Annotated in this window: 10 protein-coding genes; 5 read left to right on the forward strand and 5 right to left on the reverse strand. The window is 42.4% G+C overall.

Translation table 11 applies throughout. The features are described 5' to 3' along the window. Positions 1–31: 31 nt before the first annotated feature. Together lpdA and NWP21_RS08640 are read right to left on the reverse strand one after the other, a co-directional pair. Complete coding sequence (gene lpdA / locus NWP21_RS08635) at positions 32–1,459, reverse strand: dihydrolipoyl dehydrogenase (RefSeq protein WP_280792370.1); 1,428 nt, start codon at positions 1,457–1,459, stop codon at positions 32–34. Between the two features lie 135 nt (positions 1,460–1,594). Next, on the reverse strand, positions 1,595–4,579 hold the full coding sequence (locus NWP21_RS08640) for a UPF0182 family protein (protein WP_280792371.1): 2,985 nt from the start codon (positions 4,577–4,579) through the stop codon (positions 1,595–1,597). 364 nt (positions 4,580–4,943) lie between these two features. On the opposite strand from NWP21_RS08640, the gene NWP21_RS08645 reads away from it, so the two are divergent. From NWP21_RS08645 to NWP21_RS08655, 3 genes are read left to right on the forward strand one after another with little or no spacing between them, the layout of a single operon-like run. Beyond that, the gene (locus NWP21_RS08645) at positions 4,944–6,674 is read left to right on the forward strand and encodes a fatty acyl-AMP ligase (RefSeq protein ID WP_280792372.1); all 1,731 of its coding nucleotides are present in this window, start codon (positions 4,944–4,946) and stop codon (positions 6,672–6,674) included. A gap of 31 nt (positions 6,675–6,705) precedes the next feature. After that, a complete protein-coding gene (locus tag NWP21_RS08650) occupies positions 6,706–6,951 on the forward strand; it encodes an acyl carrier protein (RefSeq protein WP_280792373.1) in 246 nt (81 codons plus the stop codon). 20 nt (positions 6,952–6,971) lie between these two features. Continuing rightward, a complete protein-coding gene (locus NWP21_RS08655; RefSeq protein WP_280792374.1) occupies positions 6,972–8,189 on the forward strand; it encodes a cytochrome P450 in 1,218 nt (405 codons plus the stop codon). 94 nt (positions 8,190–8,283) lie between these two features. Here the strand turns inward: NWP21_RS08655 and NWP21_RS08660 are convergent, their stop codons facing one another. Together NWP21_RS08660 and NWP21_RS08665 are read right to left on the reverse strand one after the other, a co-directional pair. Further along, positions 8,284–8,727: a hypothetical protein gene (locus NWP21_RS08660; protein WP_280792375.1), complete on the reverse strand. Its 444-nt coding sequence runs from the start codon at positions 8,725–8,727 to the stop codon at positions 8,284–8,286. Positions 8,728–9,084: 357 nt separating this feature from the next. Beyond that, on the reverse strand, positions 9,085–10,665 hold the full coding sequence (locus tag NWP21_RS08665; RefSeq protein ID WP_280792376.1) for a hypothetical protein: 1,581 nt from the start codon (positions 10,663–10,665) through the stop codon (positions 9,085–9,087). Between the two features lie 205 nt (positions 10,666–10,870). On the opposite strand from NWP21_RS08665, the gene NWP21_RS08670 reads away from it, so the two are divergent. Then, positions 10,871–14,200 carry a beta-ketoacyl synthase N-terminal-like domain-containing protein gene (locus NWP21_RS08670; RefSeq protein ID WP_280792377.1) on the forward strand — a complete coding sequence of 1,110 codons (3,330 nt, stop codon included), beginning with the start codon at positions 10,871–10,873 and terminating at the stop codon, positions 14,198–14,200. Positions 14,201–14,314: 114 nt separating this feature from the next. Continuing rightward, entirely contained in the window at positions 14,315–14,503 is a 189-nt protein-coding gene (locus NWP21_RS08675; protein WP_280792378.1) for a hypothetical protein, read from the forward strand. On the opposite strand, the gene NWP21_RS08680 is transcribed toward NWP21_RS08675, so the two are convergent. Continuing rightward, complete coding sequence (locus tag NWP21_RS08680) at positions 14,496–17,237, reverse strand: HAD-IC family P-type ATPase (RefSeq protein ID WP_280792379.1); 2,742 nt, start codon at positions 17,235–17,237, stop codon at positions 14,496–14,498. The genes NWP21_RS08675 and NWP21_RS08680 overlap by 8 nt on opposite strands. Positions 17,238–17,439: the final 202 nt, after the last annotated feature.

Raw genomic sequence — 17,439 nt, forward strand, 5'->3', positions numbered from 1 at the left:
CACGACTCATAAGACCCTCCCGCCCTAGTCCTTAAACCACGGCGCGTTTATAAGCTTCATCTAGCACTTCCGAAAGTGTAGGATGGGCGTGTACTAAGTGAGCCAGGTCTTGGACAGCTTGACGGTTAGCGATCGCGGCTGAGGCTTCATGAATTAAGTCCGAGGCGTGCATGCCAAAGATATGCACTCCTAAAACCTCACCAGTATCTTGGCGATACACTACTTTAGCCATACCATCGGCTTCTTTTTCTGCCAGAGCTTTGGAATTACCTTTGAAGTAACTTTTAGTAGTAGCCACCTCAAAGCCTTCAGCTTGCGCCAATTCCTGGGCGGCTACTTCTGTTAAGCCTACATAGCTGACCTCTGGGTGAGTAAATGCGGCCGCAGGGATGCTGCGATAGTCCACAGTGCGGGGACGACCGATGATATTTTCCACCGCGACGACACCTTGAGCCGAGGCGGTGTGGGCCAACATCATTTTCCCAGTGGCGTCACCAATGGCCCAGACATGGGGGACTACTTCCCCGCCAGAGAGCACAGCCATATGGTCATCTACGGGGATATAATTCCGCCGGTCTAGTTCTATGCCTAAAGTGTCTAGTCCTAAGTTATTGGTGGCGGGAATACGCCCTGTGGCTACTAAACACGCATCGACTTCAATAACATCAATATCTTCTTTAGTTTTAAAGTCTGCTAATTCAATTACCACGGGGGAACCGGGGATGATTCTTTTGGCGTATATTCCCACTTTGGTTTCTATATCCCGGGGTGTAATTAAGACTCGTTCTGCTAGTTTAGCAATATCCCGGTCAAATCCTGGCATGAGTTGGTCTAGGGCTTCAATCATGGTGATTTCACAGCCCAAAGCCGAGTAAACATCAGAAAATTCTAAGCCGATGTAACCACTACCAATAATTGCGATCCATTCCGGTAGAGATTCTAATTTTACACCTTGATCGCTGGTAAAAACGGTTTTACCATCTACTTCTATGCCTGGGGGTACGAAGGGGACAGAGCCTGGGGAAAGAATGATATCTTTAGCTGTCACTGTTTTTTGTGTACTATCGCTAGTGATAGTTACTTTTTGAGTGCCCGCAATTTTTCCCCAACCTCTGATAATATCTACTCCTAGACGTTTGAGGCTGTTGGTGAGGTCGCCTTGAATTTTTGATACAAGACTGCTAGCATGGTCTGCGATCGCTTGACGGTCAAATGCCACATGATCAACTTGAATTCCCAGGGATTTGAGATGATGGGCATTACGTAACTCCCGCACACGTCCAGACGCAGCTAACAAAGCCTTGGAAGGGATACAGCCACGATTCACACAGGTTCCCCCCATGTCCCCAGCTTCAATAATCGCTGTTTTCAGACCACAGCTAACAGCGTGTAGGGCTGCGCCATGTCCACCCACACCCGCGCCGATAATCACTAAATCGTAATCAAATCCATCACTCACGTTAGTTTCCCCTTGTACTTTGCCTATTTATTTTCAACTATGGCTTATGCCAAGCTACGCTATCACGTGCAACCTATGCAACTCCCCATAGTTTGGGAATTCCTTTAAATTTTTTAAACTTTAAATTTTTTCAATTTACTGTGATGGGGCTGGTTCCTCCAAAGGACGAATAATTGTGGGGGTTGGTGTTACTTCTGGTTGAAAGATTCCCTGTAATGCTTGTTCGAGTGTAGGAGCCATCACAATTCTATTTTCAAAAGCCACGATTACCCGTACTAGGGTGGGGAGTCTATTTTGAGTGGCTTCTAAATAAATTGGCTCGACGTACAATAAGGATTGTTCAATGGGGATAATTAAGAGGTTACCTTGAACTGCTCTGGAACCTTGACGATTCCAAAGGGAAATTTGTTGAGAGATGATGGGGTCTTGGTTAATTCTGGCTTCTATTTGCTCTGGTCCAAAAACTAGGCGTTCTTTGGGGAATACATAGAGTAATAATTTACCGTAGTTTTCACCGTCTGACCGAGCTGCTAACCAGGCGATTAAATTAGAGCGTTGTCTGGGGGTGTAGGGTAGGAGGAGGATAAATTCTTCCCTATGAGAGGAATTGCTCTCAGAAAGGGGGACTGTGGGGAGGCTGGTGATGAGGTAGTATGGTTTTACTGGACGGGCTTCGTCCCCGTAGATTTCTGTGGGTATTTGCCACTGGTCTTCCCGGTTATAAAACACCTGGGGGTCGGTCATGTGGTAGGTTATTAATCGCTCGGATTGAATTTTGAACAAGTCCACGGGGTAACGAATATGTTTCCGCAGGTTCAGTGGTAAGTCCAAGAGGGGTTTGAAGGTATGGGGAAATATTTTCCCCCATGTGGCTATGATGGGGTCTCCGGGGTCGGCTATGTAAAAGTTAACTGTGCCGTGGTAAGCGTCAATAACTACTTTAACTGAGTTGCGGATGTAGTTGATTTTCTCTTGATGGTCGGCTATGTTGAGGCTGGTTGTGTCTGAATAGGGATAGCGATCGCTTGTGGTGTAAGCATCAACTACCCAGTAAAGGTAGCTGCCGTTTTTCTCAAAGTCTTTGTCACCAGCATCAGCAGCAACTAAATAAGGGTCGCTGTCAAATTGGAGGAAGGGGGCGATCGCTTGAATACGTTCTTTAATATTCCGCCGGAATAACACTTGAGTATCTGGTAAAAAGTCTTCTGTAAATAGCATTTGCCAATCTTTTAAATACATGGCAAATAGTAATCTTCTCCACCCTCTACCAACACGAATTCCCCCCACACCATCATAAATGTTGTATATATTATCGCTACCACTCGGAAAGTCTAATTCTTTAACTTTTGTTCCAGTCATGACGTAAGTATCAGTGATTTCACCGAAGTAAATCCGGGGTTTTCCTATGGGGATGCTCTCGCGAATGGCTTCACTGGAGGTAGTAAGGGCGGTGTCGTTATTACCGGCGATGTCTTTGACAAAATATTCTGGTAGTCCACCAGGTGCGACGGTATTTACTGGACTCATAGTGAACCCGAAACCATGGGTATAGATTAAATGGCGGTTTACCCAGGTTTGAGCTTGTTGGGGTACGGCGGTGTAGTCTAATTCCCTGGCGGCTATTAGTACTTGTCGCCGTTCTGTGGTCTCTTCGTCTACTGGGTTGGGAAATACCCCCGTTGCTGTGGGTATTTCCGCAGGTACTTCCTTAAGCAGGGTGTAGCGGTCGATGTCCGCATCGGAGAAGCGGTAGTAAAGCCGAATCTGTTGCAATTGGCGGTTAGTTTCTAGCAGTGGTTGCTGGTCCCACAGGCGAATGTTACGAATTGTTAAGTCATTTCTTTGGATATCGGCTTCTGTTAGGTCTCCTGTGGGGTTAAAGGTTTGCACGTCAATGTTTTCTAAATCAAATGCTTGGCGGGTTAGGGCGATAGTACGCTGGATGTAGGGTTGTTCCCGTTGGAGTTCGTTGGGCTGTACGATTAAATATTGCACTAGGGTGGGGAGGAAAATATCGGCGGCGACCATTCCTATTAGATAAACTCCTAAGCTGTAAAATATAAATGGCCGGTAGCGGGATTGGGGTTTCCAGCTTACTGTCCGCCATAGTAGGTAAAAGGCTAGGGCTAGGGAAGCAAAGCAGAGGGTGGTATAGGACGGGAGGACGGCTGTAACATCGGTATAACTGGCACCGTAGGTAACGCCACGTGGGGAATAAACTAGCTCGTAACGACTGAGCATATAACTCAGGGCTACTAGGAGCATGAATAGTCCACCGTTACCGTATAAATGACGCTGTTGCTGGGAAGAAAACCCCAGGAAAACGCCTTGACTAAGGCTACCGGCACCCAAGAGGTAAGTTAGGGCTACAGCGATGAGGGTATACAAGAATAATCCCATTAACCATAGTTCTAGAAGCTCCCAAAAGGGGAGGGAAAATATATATATGCTGATATCTTGATCAAATAATGGCTCTGAGGCGTTGAAGGATGTGGGGGCGAAATATTGCAGTATCCTAGCCCAGTTGTGGGATATGATTTGAGCAAATAGAAGGCTCAGAAGAATTGCGATCGCCCGCAATAGAAAATGAGGATATACTACAATGGCGATGACTATTGCCAAAATTAAACCGAAATACCAAGGGGTGGAAATAAAGTTACCTATTAACTCCCAAATGCGCCCCGGTCGAAATAACTGAGGATTTACCGGAATATCGCGGATAATTCCCGGATGCCAATGGGTAGCAGCTATTTGGCTATAGTAAATCACCATTAAGCCTACTAGAGAACTTAATACTAATGCTATGGGTAGTAACCAGACTAGTTTAATTTCTTTACTTCTGGGGACTTGTTGCACTTTTACAGCCACCATGGGGGAGGGATGATTTGGGGGATGCTGGTGGCGGTAAGCTAAGTGAAGATTACCCAAACAAAAGGCGGCGCTGATACCTGCTACAAATATCCACAGTCCCCCCATGGTGACTATCCGTAGAAGAAATACTTGTAAATAACCGATATTTTCAAACCAGAGTATTTCTGCTCCTAAGTGCGCAAGCAAATCCAGGAATAGCCAGACTCCTAGGGATATTGTTAGTAATCTAAACCACCAATTCCGTAACATAAATCAACTCAGGTAAGCGAGAGTGCACAACTTTCACCCTCTTAGGTCTATTTTACCTGAATCTCGGTGAGGTAGTGGTGTGCTGATGGTGGTAACCGATGCAGGTGAATTTACCCTCAGCAAGTATCTTGATTGTGTGCTGTGCGCATATTATAATCATTTGAGTCTTAAAGAATATGCGTGTCTTTAGACCGCAGAGTGTCAAGCAAGATCATAAAAATTAAAGGATTTACCGCCAAAAAAAGGTGAAATTATTCAGGGTCGCTATGTCTACCAAAAGACTCGCGTGGCGGGGTTACGCCCGATACCTATTCGTACCAGTTGCGTAATTCCTATATTAATAGCTATCAACTACTGAAAAACAATGGAGACAATTATTTCACATCTTGATACACGAGCGAAATATACTCCAAACCAGTTGGCTTATATTTGGCTTAAAGACGGTAAAAATCAAGAAATACAAATTGACTACAAAACACTACAGCAACAATCAAAGGCGATCGCTCTTACATTACAGTCCTTTTGTCAAGAAGGCGATCGCGCTTTATTGCTTTATCCTCAAGGTTTAGAATTTATTACAGCTTTTTTAGGGTGTCTATATGCTGGGGTTGTCGCAGTTCCGGCTTACCCACCAAGGCGTAATCAAAAAAAGTCTCGATTACTGGCAATTATTGAAGATTCTCAACCTCAAATTATTCTCACTACTAGCTCTGTGTTAGAAAATATTCAGTCAAAACTTGAGACTTTTTTAAACTTGTCGGTAACAAAACTTTTAGCAACAGATAATCTTAGTAAAAACAAAGACTTGGAATTTCGTCTGCCAAATATTAGTGGTGATACCCTTGCTTTTCTCCAATATACATCGGGTTCAACGGGTTCGCCGAAAGGAGTGATGATTTGCCATGATAATATTGCCCATAATTCCGTTTATATTCAAAAAGCATTTCAACTTACAGAAAAAAGTGTTTCTGTGACATGGTTGCCAAGTTTCCATGACATGGGTTTAATTGATGGTATTATTCAACCGCTTTATACAGGTTTTTTAGGCATTGTAATGTCGCCTGAATCTTTTTTAAAAAATCCTATTCTTTGGCTGAAAGCAATTACGAAATATCGAGCCGCTCATAGCGGTAGTCCAAATTTAGGCTATGAATTATGTGTCCAGAGAATTACCTCTGAAGAACAAAAAACCCTTGATCTCAGTAGTTGGGTAAGTGCCTACAATGGAGCGGATCCAATACGACGAAAAACCCTAGAAAGCTTTATTAATAAATTTCAATCTTCTGGGTTTAAATCTCAATGTTTTTATCCCTGTTACGGCATGGCAGAAGCAACGTTAATGATTTCAGGCGGTAATATTGAAGATGAGGCAGTTTACCTAAATGTTCAATCAGAATCCTTAGAGAATAATCAAATAGTAGAAGCCGAGAAAGATAGTGAAAATTATCAGGAAATTGTGGGTTGCGGCCATGTGTGGGAAAATATGGAAGTAAAAATTGTCGATCCTGAAAGTTGTTTAGAATGTGATGAAAATCAAGTAGGAGAAATTTGGGTTTCAGGTTCTAGTGTTGCTCAGGGTTATTGGCAACAAGAAGAAAAAACCATCGCAACTTTTCGGGCCAAATTAGCTAATGGAGATAAACGAAATTTTCTCCGCACAGGGGATTTAGGTTTCCTAAGAGAAGGAGAACTATTTATCACGGGAAGAATTAAAGATGTGATAATTATTTGGGGACGGAATCATTACCCCCAGGATATTGAATATTCCTTACAACAAAGTCATCAGGCTCTACGGTTAGATTGTGGTGCGGCCTTTACAATAGAAATAGATAATCAAGACAAATTGGTTATTGTTCAGGAAGTAGAGCGTACCTATTTGAGCAAGTTAAATGTCAACGAAGTTTTCTCGGCTATTCGTGAAGCAGTTGCTCTCCATCATGGCTTACAAGTTTATGCCATGGCCTTAATTAAACCAGGGAGTATTCCCAAAACCTCTAGCGGCAAAATTCAACGTCAGGCTTGTCGTCAGGCTTTTTTGACCAAAGTTATGGCAGTTGTTGGACAATGGCAACAAAATCCATTATCATCACCCTAAATGTAATTTTAAGCAAACTTTGATGATTTTTATGGATAAAACGAAAATTGAACATTGGCTAATAGATAAGCTAGCAAGTCTTCTAGGTATTGATAGCGAAGACATTGATTTAGGGAAATCTATTTTTACCTACGGTTTAGATTCTTCTGTAGCCTTGAGTCTTACTGGTGAGTTAGAAACCTTGCTGGATTTGGAGCTAGACCCAACATTATTATGGGAATATCCCATAATTGCCGAACTGACTGAATATTTAGTAGATGAATTAGCTAAAAAATAGAGGTCATTTCAACAATGAATATGAAGAAAGTTGTATTTAACCCCTTTGATCCAGAATTTCATGGTAATCCCTATCCTGTATTTGATTATCTGCGTCAAGAAGATCCCGTTCATAAAAGTACTCTTGGGACATGGATTATTACTCGTTACGCCGATGCTGTTAGTATTTTAAATGATAAGCGATTCACTGTAGATAATCTTCCTGAACGTCTTCAGCTAAAAAGTGCCTATGTAAAGGAGGGAGATTTACAAACACTTTCGCAAACAACTAATCAATGGTTTTTGTTTTTAAATCCACCTGATCATACTCGGCTTAAAAGAGCTGTGACTCCAGCTTTCTCCCCCAATGCCGTAGAAGAAATACGTCAAACAATAGAGGAAATCGTTGATGATTTACTTGCCAAAGTTGAGCAAAAAGGGGAGATGGATATTATCAAGGATTTAGCTAGTCCTTTATCAGGCTTGACTATTGCTCAAATATTTGGTTTTCCCAAGGAAGATTGCGAAAAACTTATTCATTGGTCTTCTCAAGAATTTTTTATATTACAACAACCTTGGTCTTTAGAAGCCTATCAACATCAAAATCAAGTAATGATAGAAAATAAAGAATACCTGGTAAAAAAAGTCGCTGAATATAAAAAACAGCCCAATTATGGTTTAATGAGCTATTTGATTAATCAAAAAGATATTGAAAATCAGCTTACAGAAGAGGAAATCATTAGCACCTGTATTTTGATTAATACGGGAGCTCAAGACAGCACGAGAAGTTTAATTGGCAATGGTGTTTTGGCACTTTTAACTCACCCAGAAAGTTTGGTTTATCTCCAACAGAAGCCAAAGGAAATTAAAAATGCCGTAGAAGAATTTCTTCGCTACGATAGCCCTATTCAATACGTAGCTCGCAGGGCAATGGAAGATGTTGAAATTGCGGGAAAGCTCATCCCTGAAGGTGATACTGTCATCGTCTATATTGGGGCTGCAAATCGTGATCCTGAAGAATTTACTAATCCCAATGAACTCGATTTTACTCGTCGAAATCGTCACATTGCATTTGGGGCAGGAATTCATCACTGTTTAGGTATATTCTTAGCCAAGATTGAAGCCCAGATTGCTATTAGTAGCATAATACAAAACCTGCCCAATTTGGGTATTAATACAAATAACTTGGAGTGGCATGAAAGCATCACTTTAAGAGGTTTAAAAACCCTTCCTGTAAAATTCACTAAGGTTACTCGATAATAAAAAAGTGTGCCAGAGCACACTGCTAATTTATTAAGTTATAGCCACATTTGATTTAGCTAATCACGAAAAAAGGAATAACAATTAAGTTGATTTAGGCAGACACTGAATAGCTAATTGTCAACTGACCAGCATTGTTTTTAAAGTAATTGGGATCATCATTGATGATAAAGGAAAGAGTTTCGCCTGGTTCCAATTTTAGACTTTGCTGCTTTCCACCAACCGAAGATTTTACATTACCTTCTGCATCCTTAATTTCTGAAACGAGGGCTGCTGGCTTTAAGTGTGGATACTTAAGTTTATAACTTTCATCATTTTTATCGCGTTCATAACCATCACCGTCTGTCAATCGTTTGTATTTGGCTAGTTTAGGGTCAGACGTTTCAAAATTAATTAAAGACCACTCACCTGTTGAGGTAATTTCAACCTTAACTGCATGATCGGAAACATTTGTTAGAGCAGTAAGGGGAACTTCTTGAATTGCGGGCAATTCAAAGGAACCGGACTGGGTGCTGGCATTAAATGATTGTAAGTCCATGGTAGAGTAAATATCTCCTTTTGTAAGAAAAATACCGAATGGGGTGAAATTACAAGCAGATAACAAACATTGTGTTTTGTTTCTTGGAAAGCGATGGCCATTCTAAGTTAAATAGCGCTCATATCTCCCTCAATTTAGCCAGGACTTACGCAAAACAGAACGAAAGTAGGGGTAATTCATGAATCACCCGTACGTCAGAACTAGGTTTTTAGTCCAATCTTGCGTAAGTGCTATTAGCTTGATTGTCTTGAGTGTGTTAGATAGAAGCAGAGAAGAGGTGCATTAAAACACACCTCAAGAAGCGACAATCGCCATCGCTATTGCCATTTAACAAATGAATACGCGCGTACAGCCATCTTATAACCGTAACTCGTCCCAAGACAATACAGTGGTTTGGTTCGCTTGTCCGGTAAGGATAATAGTTTTTTGCGCGGAATCTACAGTAATGCTGGTAAGATAACGAGCACCTGGTTTTTCCCACTGTTTAACAATCTGACCTTTGGCATCATAAGCAAGGATAGCCATAGCCATTCTGTTGTCGGTATAACTATACGCCCAATAAGTGTAGCCATTCCACTGAATTACGGGAGCAGCAGATGGGGTAAAGGTAAAAGGAGAGTGGAAACCTTGAGGAATTGTAGGTGCATTTGCTGGAGGCACTGTAACAACAATCGGAGCCGTCAAGGAAGATGGCAACAACTCAACTTTGATGGCAGAGGTAATATTATCAAAATCATCGCCAACCCAAGGAGCATCAGCAGTAAAAACCTTACTGCGACCCTGATTAGTACCGTGTTGGTATAGAGTAACCTTGAGTCCTTGTGGCACCTTCAAAGAACTTAGCGCATCGTTTGGAAAACCGATGTTCCATACATCATAGCTCCCAACGCCCACTTCCTTGCTAACACCTTGGAAGTCACGATCTTCATAGATAGTAGCCTTCAAAGATAATGGCTTATAAGTTCCGCTAATACTATCAATTCGCAACCCCGTCGGACCCCCAATACTATGCAGTTTAAATTCAAGGGTGTTGGTACCGACGACAAATCCAGTGGAAATTGAAAAACGACCAATCTTTGTCCAGGAGCTTAAAGGAACAGGATTACCAACTGATACCCCGTTAAGCACAATATCGGTAATATTGTCATCCACAGAAAGTTCACCGACAATCAATGCTTCTGAAAAATCAGGTAGCGTAAAGGTCGTTGTATAGCCATAGTCTCCAACTGGCCCATTAGCGGAAGGTGTGTTAGGCCCAATCCATCGAGCTGTTTGGGTATTTGGAACCCAGTTGATAGGAGCTAAATCCTTGTTCGGAGTAGTAACACCCGGTAGTGCTGTACCGGCTGGATAGGTTGCTAGGGTGTAGTGGGGGTCACGAATGCTATCGCTCAAAACCTGACGGGCATTATCTACCCCCGTATTATAGAGGTCTGTGATGCTGAGAATTTCAGGCTGTGGTTTAGGGTCTGTTGGTTTAGTCGGTTCAACACTCTTAACTGTCGAGGTATAACTAATGGTTAGCTTACCGGCGTTATTGCCATACCATTTAGGATCATCATTGATGAGGAAGGAAACTGTTTCCCCTGGTTGCAATTCAAAGCTTTGTTGCTTGCCACTCACCGTAGATTTTGTATTGCCCTTAGCATCTTTAATTTCTGCAACCAGAGCCCCAGGGTTCGACTGAGGATACTTAAATTTGTATTTTTCATCGTTTTTATCACGGGGGTGACCATCGCCATCTACTGGGGTTTTATATTTAATTAGGCTGGGGTCGGATGTTTCAAAGTTAATCAAAGACCATAGACCCGTTGCCGTGAGGTTGATTGTAACAGTGCTACCCGAATTATTGACTAAAGCAGGTGGACTCGTAAGCTCGGTGGCGAGTAATTCAAAAGATCCAGCCTGAGAAGTTGAATTAAGGGAACTTAAGGTCATTAGGACAAAAACTCCTTATTTGTTTAGGATTTTTATTTGACAGTCAAACCCTTAGAGTTGGCAAAAATTTCAGTAACAGACAACCCATGGTAAAAGAAGATGCTAGACCAATGGCAACTCCACCCGAATAGCTTGACTAGCAACAAAGTTAGCGTGTATAATATGTTCGTGTCAACGAACGTGGTAAGTAAAGATAAAAAACTTAATGATTGTCCAATCGATCGCAATTATCGGCATGGGATGTCGTTTTCCCAATGCAAATAGTCCTGGTGAATTCTGGGAGGTAATTCGAGACGGCGTACATACTATCACGGAGATACCGAGGGGTCGCCCTACGAAGATGACGGGTTGGGGCGGATTTCTAAAGGCCATAGATAAATTTGATGCGGCGTTTTTTGGTATTTCTTCGGAAGAAGCGATCAAGATTGATCCTCAACACAGACTTTTGTTAGAAACCACTTGGGAAGCATTAGAAGACGCGGGGCTAGTTCCTGCTAATTTAGTCGGTACAAATACGGGTGTTTTTACTGGAGCTACTGGTAGTGAATACCTGAAATTGCTCAATGAAGATCCAACCTTTTCTGCTAGTATTGGTACCGTGGAATGTATGTTAGCAAATAGAGTTTCTTCCTACTTTGATTTTCGAGGAGCAAGTCTGGTAATTAACACCACATGTTCCTCTGGCCTCGTGGCTATAGATCAGGCTTGTCACAACTTATGGAATGGAGAAATTTCTTTGGCTTTGGTCAGTGGCACAAATCTCACTTTTTCTCCCGTGATCGCCTCTAGGTTTGACAATGCAGGCTTAATCTCCGGGAGTGGTCGTTGCAAAGTTTTTGATGCTAAAGCTGATGGTTACGTTCGCGGTGAGGGAATTGGAGTCGTTGTCTTAAAACCTTTATCCCAAGCTCAAGCAGACGGCGATCGCGTTTATGCTGTTATTCGAGGAAGCGGCGTTAATCACAATGGTAGGGGTAATGGCTTGACTGCACCGAGTATGCAAGCCCAGATTGAGCTCCTACAAAAAGTTTATCAACAGGCAGATATTAATCCCAGTTCGATTAATTATATTGAAGCTCATGGTACAGCAACATTGATCGGAGATGCCCTAGAAATGAAGGCATTAGGAGCGGTGGTGGGCAAAAATCGAACTCCCGATAATCCCTGTGGAGTGGGCTGTGTGAAAACCAATATTGGTCATACAGAAGCCGCTTCTGGTATTGCGGGGTTGATTAAAGTTGCTCTTTCGCTTTATCACCGTCAAATACCACCTACTTTACATTTTCAAGAGCCTAATCCTGGAATCCCTTTTGCCAAGCTAGGACTAAAAGTACAACAAACCTTAGAAACTTTACCCGAAGACACAGGGCTAATCCGAGCAGGAGTTAGTTCTTTTGGACTGGGGGGGACTAATGCCCATGTGATATTAGAATCAGTCCCATCTCAGGCAAAAGTTGAACCGAATCCTGCTCCTTTACAAATTTTTACCCTAACCGCAAAAAGTCCCACTGCTTTACAAGCCTTAGCCCAACGTTACCAAGCTTTCCTAGAACATACCCCTGAAGCCTCTTTGTCCGATATTTGTTTTACGGCTAACACCAGGCGATCGCAATTTCAACACCGTATAGCTATAATCACTGAATCAAAAGAACAATTGAAAGGGCAACTAAATATGATTCTTCGCAAAGAATCATTATCAAGTGTGTTCAGTGGCCAAATTACGAGACGAAAATCACCGCGAATTTGTTTTATTTTCTTTGGAGAAAGCCATAAACTGAAACCAATTATTAAATTACTTTATCAAAGTCAGCCAGCCATATATTCATTGGTGGAAAAATTGCAGCCGCTTCTTTCTTCTTTCTTGACAATATCATTTCTAGAATTAATGGAAGAAGAGAATTTAGAAAATCCTCTTCATAGCCAAGTTGTGGATTTTATTTGTGAATATGCTATCGGTCAATTATGGCAATACTGGGGAATAGAACCGGCAATATCTATAGGTTCTGGTATGGGAAATTATGCAGCTTTAGTATTAGCAGAAGTTTTAACTGTAGAAGATGTAATCTCCCTAATTCTAGCAGATAAAAACTTAAAATCACCTCCCAATTTTCAACCTGCAAGAATTTCTGTAGTTTCGCCTACTACTGGTAGAATAATTAAAATTAATGAAACTATTGATCGTGATCAATGGCAAAAGGAATTTAATTTTTGTCAAATGAATCCAAAAGATTTACCTGATGTATTATCAGAATCCAATCTAATTATGCTAGATATATGTTCTATGCAGATTAAAAGTTATGATGATATGGAACAGATGGGTTTTCATAACATAAAAAGTCTTGATAATTTATATTCTTTATATTCCACTTTAATTAAATTATGGTTAATGGGGGTGAAAATTGATTGGTCTAAAGTTCAAGACTATAAACAATGTTATCCGATTTCACTCCCTACCTATCCGTTTGAGCGTCAATCATACTGGATTAATGCATCACCTAAAATATTGAACAACCAAAGTAAAAATAATCGGGACGACTATTTTAATGCAGAGTTAATCCCTCCTCGTGATGACTTGGAACTTCAATTAACAAAAATTTGGGAAAAAGTTCTTGGGCGTAGACCTATCGGCGTGAAGGATAATTTCTTTAAATTAGGTGGAACTTCATTGTTAGGTGCCGAGTTGTTCACCCAGATTGCAAAAAATTTTCAAACAGATATTCCCCTCACTGCTATTTACCAATATCCAACTATTGAGGGAATAGCTGATATTTTAAGAGGAGTAAAAGAGGCACCTTTCTGGTACTCCCTCGTTCCGATTCAACCAGAAGGTTCTCGCCCCCCGCTGTTTGGCATCCACTACCTTGTTTACCAAGAGTTGAGCCGCTATCTGGGACAAGAACAGCCTGTTTATACCCTCCACTATGGTATAGCAGAGTCGAGGAATACGGTAATTTCTTTACCTACAATGGAAGACCTGGCGGCTCACTACATTCAAGAAATGCGTGTGCTTCAGCCTGAGGGTCCTTACTTTCTGATGGGTTATTCCTTTGGTGGCCTGATTGCTTACGAAATGGCTCAACAGCTTGTTGCACAGGGCCAACAGGTCGCCTTATTGGCTTTGTTTGACACCGGATTATTATATGAGCCACTGTCACTCATCGAGAGGCTTTCTAATTTATTAAAGCTGAGTCCCGCAGAGTGGCTCGTGCGATTTAAGATGCGGATAATAAATAGGTTTAAGATACGGAGAAATAGGAATCAGGATGATCTATACAACCTTAAACGTCAGCAAATAATTAAAGCTTACACTCCTAAACCTTATTCAGGTCGAGTAACCTTGTTTAAAGCGACGGCACGGAAGTCAGTCAATTACAAAGTTATCCCGCTTGAAGTACAATGGGGGAAGTTTGTGACTGGAGAATTACAAGTTCATGAAGTTCCTGGTGATCATGTAAGCATATTAAAAGGACAATCATTGCAATTGGTGGCTAAAAAGCTCCAGCATTGCATAAATACATCAATTTGCGATCAGTAGTCATGCTTGTCAAGCATCCGTTGAAAATGTAAAACTTGCTATCAGCAGATTCTTTGCTAATGGAATTTGCAGATTGGGCTTAAATTATATCAGTGTGTTACTGCAATCCTCTTTGTGAAAACTGGAGTTACTCAAGCTATTATTTTCTATTATTTTCAGGCAAAGTTAGGATTCAGGTTGAATGCTTGGGGTTTCCATCCGATTAAGGTCTCCAGCGAGTGGGGAGAATTTGATTATTATTGCGATAGCGCAAGCGCTGCTGCTAAAGCAGATCGCGTGGCGTTAGCCATTGGCCTTAATTAGTGGGGTCTATGCGATTAACAAACCAAGCCAGGGGAATCATAGGTATAGCCGGAAGTAAGCAAATTAACCACTGTTGTAAATTCAGGGGTGCGGTTTTAAATAAAAGATTCATAACATCCCATTGACTAAATATGATTTGTAATAATACTGTGCCAAATATACCCAGACACATGGCGCGACCATCGTTGATACTGACTGCTTGACCTTGGATTTTTCGCGCCGCTACATTCGCTAACTGACTAATACTCAATAAATAAACAATTCGTCCCGCGACTAGAGCTTGAATTGCCATGGTTCGAGCTATGTTAATATCCCCTATGGTTTGACGCACCCATTCAAACATCCCAAAGATGAGAATCCAGTTAAAGATAGAAACTGCTGCTATGCGCTGGAACAGTGTACGAGAAAGTAACTGCTCCTTGGGGTTGCGGGGTGGACGTTTCATTACCCGGTCTGATTTGGGTTCAAATGCTAAAGGTACGGTCATGGCTACGGAGTTAACCATGTTTAACCACAGCACTTGGAGGGAGAGAATGGGTAGGTCTCTGGCGAAGAGGGCGCTAATGAGAATAGTCATGGATTCGCCCCCATTCACCGGTAAGATAAAGGCGATCGCCTTTTGTAAATTCTGATATACTGTGCGTCCTTCCTCCACCGCAGCCTCAATAGAGGCAAAATTGTCATCGGTAAGCAGCATATCAGAGGCTTCCCGGGCTACATCTGTACCTGCGCCCCCCATGGCGATACCAATATCTGCTTGTCTGAGAGCGGGAGCGTCGTTGACTCCATCGCCGGTCATGGCCACAATTTCCCCTTGGGATTGCAAAGCTTCCACTAAGCGCAATTTCTGCTCTGGAGCTACCCTAGCAAAGACCACACCATGCTCCACAGCATGGGCGAGTTGGCTGTTGTCCATTTGGGCGATTTGCTTACCGTCAAAGGCTTGTACCTGACCGTCTTTTTCTAAACCAATTTGTTGGGCTATGGCTTTGGCTGTGGTAATATGGTCGCCTGTAATCATCTTAACTTGAATCCCTGCGGTTTTACAGGCACGCACTGCGGCGATCACCTCTGGACGGGGTGGGTCAATCATCCCCTGTAAACCTAAGAAAATCAAACCAGAAGCAATATCTTCATGGTCTACAGAGTTCTGCCCATGGCTGACGATTTTTTTACCAAAAGCTAAAACCCGCATTCCCTGTTTAGCTAAAATCGTTACCACGCGCTGCTCTATTAACTCAAGATCCGCCATTGGTTCGAGTTCTCCCTCAGCATTGAGCATTTGCTCACAACGACTGGTAATAGCTTCAACGGAACCCTTGACGTAAATAATTCTCGACTCCGAGTCTCGGTTATCATGGAGAGTAGCCATGTATTGAAACTCAGACTCAAAGGGAATACCATCAATGCGCGGAGTTAATTTTGTCATTTCCGACTGACTCCACCCCGCCTTATTTGCCACTATAATTATAGCGCCTTCAGTAGGATCACCTACCACAGACCAATTACCATTACTATTTTTTGCTAAATGAGAGTCTGTGCAAAGTAACCCAGCCATTAAACAATCTGCAAGGGCGGGGAAGTATCCGGTTTGTAAATCTACTGGTTGCTGCTCAAACAGAATCTCCCCTTGAGGATTATAACCCGTACCTGTGACTTGGAAATGCTGCCCGCCGGCGTAAATTCCCTGAACCGTCATTTGATTTTCTGTGAGAGTACCAGTTTTATCCGAACAAATAACAGTAGCCCCCCCTAGAGTTTCCACCGCCGGTAGTTTACGGATGATGGCGTGACGTTTTGCCATGCGGTTAACTCCAATAGCCATGGTCACCGTCACCACTGCGGGTAAACCTTCGGGAATTGCACTCACCGCCAAGGCCACCGATGCCTCAAACATAGCAGGCCAGGTTTGTCCTTTTCCTAAGCCCACAGCAAACGTCATAGCTGCTAGTCCAAGGATTATATAGAGGAGTTGATGACTAAATTTGTCAAATTTACGGGTGAGGGGGGTGCTGAGACTGGTGGTTTGTTCTAGGGACTGGGAAATACGCCCCATTTCCGTAGCGTTGGCAATGGCCACAACAATACCGCTACCTTGACCAAAGGTGACAAAGCTACCTGCATAAGCCATATTCACCCTTTCTGCTAGGGGAGTATCGGGTCTGAGGTCAGCAGTAGACTTTTCTACCGGTACTGACTCCCCCGTTAAAGCGGACTCATCTACCTGTAAATTACGAACGTTGAATAACCGTAAATCTGCTGGGACTTTATCCCCAGAAGTAAGTAAGACAATATCACCGGGAACTAATTCTTGGGAGGGGATTCGGGATTTTTGTCCGTTACGAATCACCGTCGCTTCGGTGGTAACAGCTTGGGCTAAGGCGGCGATCGCACCTTCGGCTTTTGACTCTTGGACAAAGCCAATGATAGCGTTAATTAGAGTCACACCCCAAATTACCCCGGCGTTTGTCCACTGAAGTAAAAGAGCCTTAATTAACCCGGCAATAAGTAAAATGTAGAGAAGGGCTTGATTGAACTGCAAGACAAATCTCAACCAAGCAGGCTTTCCCGGTTTACCCTTAAGTTCATTCTTACCAAACTCAGATTGTCGTTTGTCAACTTCCGTAGAAGATAATCCCCTTTCTGGGTCGCTATTGAGAACTTGAATAACTTCTGTTGTCCATTGGCTGTGATAGTTTTGGGGTGCTGATATACTAGTTCCAGTCGTCGGCATAAAAATGTTCTCAAATTCTAGAGTGGTTAAAATCTCTAAATAAATTTGGATATATAAATACGTGCAACTTTTAAGCTAATCAAAGCGATTAAACTAGATTAACTACGGCATCCGTCAATTCTGACTTGTCAGAAAGCACGATAGAATCATGGGTCACGGTAAAGGCAGTTGCTTGCAAAGCACGCAATAAAATATTGCGTGC

The sequence above is a fragment of the Anabaenopsis sp. FSS-46 genome (genome assembly GCF_029891665.1).
Lineage (GTDB): Bacteria > Cyanobacteriota > Cyanobacteriia > Cyanobacteriales > Nostocaceae > Anabaenopsis > Anabaenopsis arnoldii.

Bases quoted from the DNA above. Each gene is read 5' to 3' on its own strand.
- NWP21_RS08640 (WP_280792371.1), bottom strand. From the start codon at position 4,579: ATGTTACGGAATTGGTGGTTTAGATTACTAACAATATCCCTAGGAGTC.
- NWP21_RS08645 (WP_280792372.1), top strand. From the start codon at position 4,944: ATGGAGACAATTATTTCACATCTTGATACACGAGCGAAATATACTCCA.
- NWP21_RS08665 (WP_280792376.1), bottom strand. From the start codon at position 10,665: ATGACCTTAAGTTCCCTTAATTCAACTTCTCAGGCTGGATCTTTTGAA.
- NWP21_RS08660 (WP_280792375.1), bottom strand. From the start codon at position 8,727: ATGGACTTACAATCATTTAATGCCAGCACCCAGTCCGGTTCCTTTGAA.
- NWP21_RS08680 (WP_280792379.1), bottom strand. From the start codon at position 17,237: ATGCCGACGACTGGAACTAGTATATCAGCACCCCAAAACTATCACAGC.
- NWP21_RS08655 (WP_280792374.1), top strand. From the start codon at position 6,972: ATGAAGAAAGTTGTATTTAACCCCTTTGATCCAGAATTTCATGGTAAT.
- NWP21_RS08650 (WP_280792373.1), top strand. From the start codon at position 6,706: ATGGATAAAACGAAAATTGAACATTGGCTAATAGATAAGCTAGCAAGT.
- NWP21_RS08670 (WP_280792377.1), top strand. From the start codon at position 10,871: ATGATTGTCCAATCGATCGCAATTATCGGCATGGGATGTCGTTTTCCC.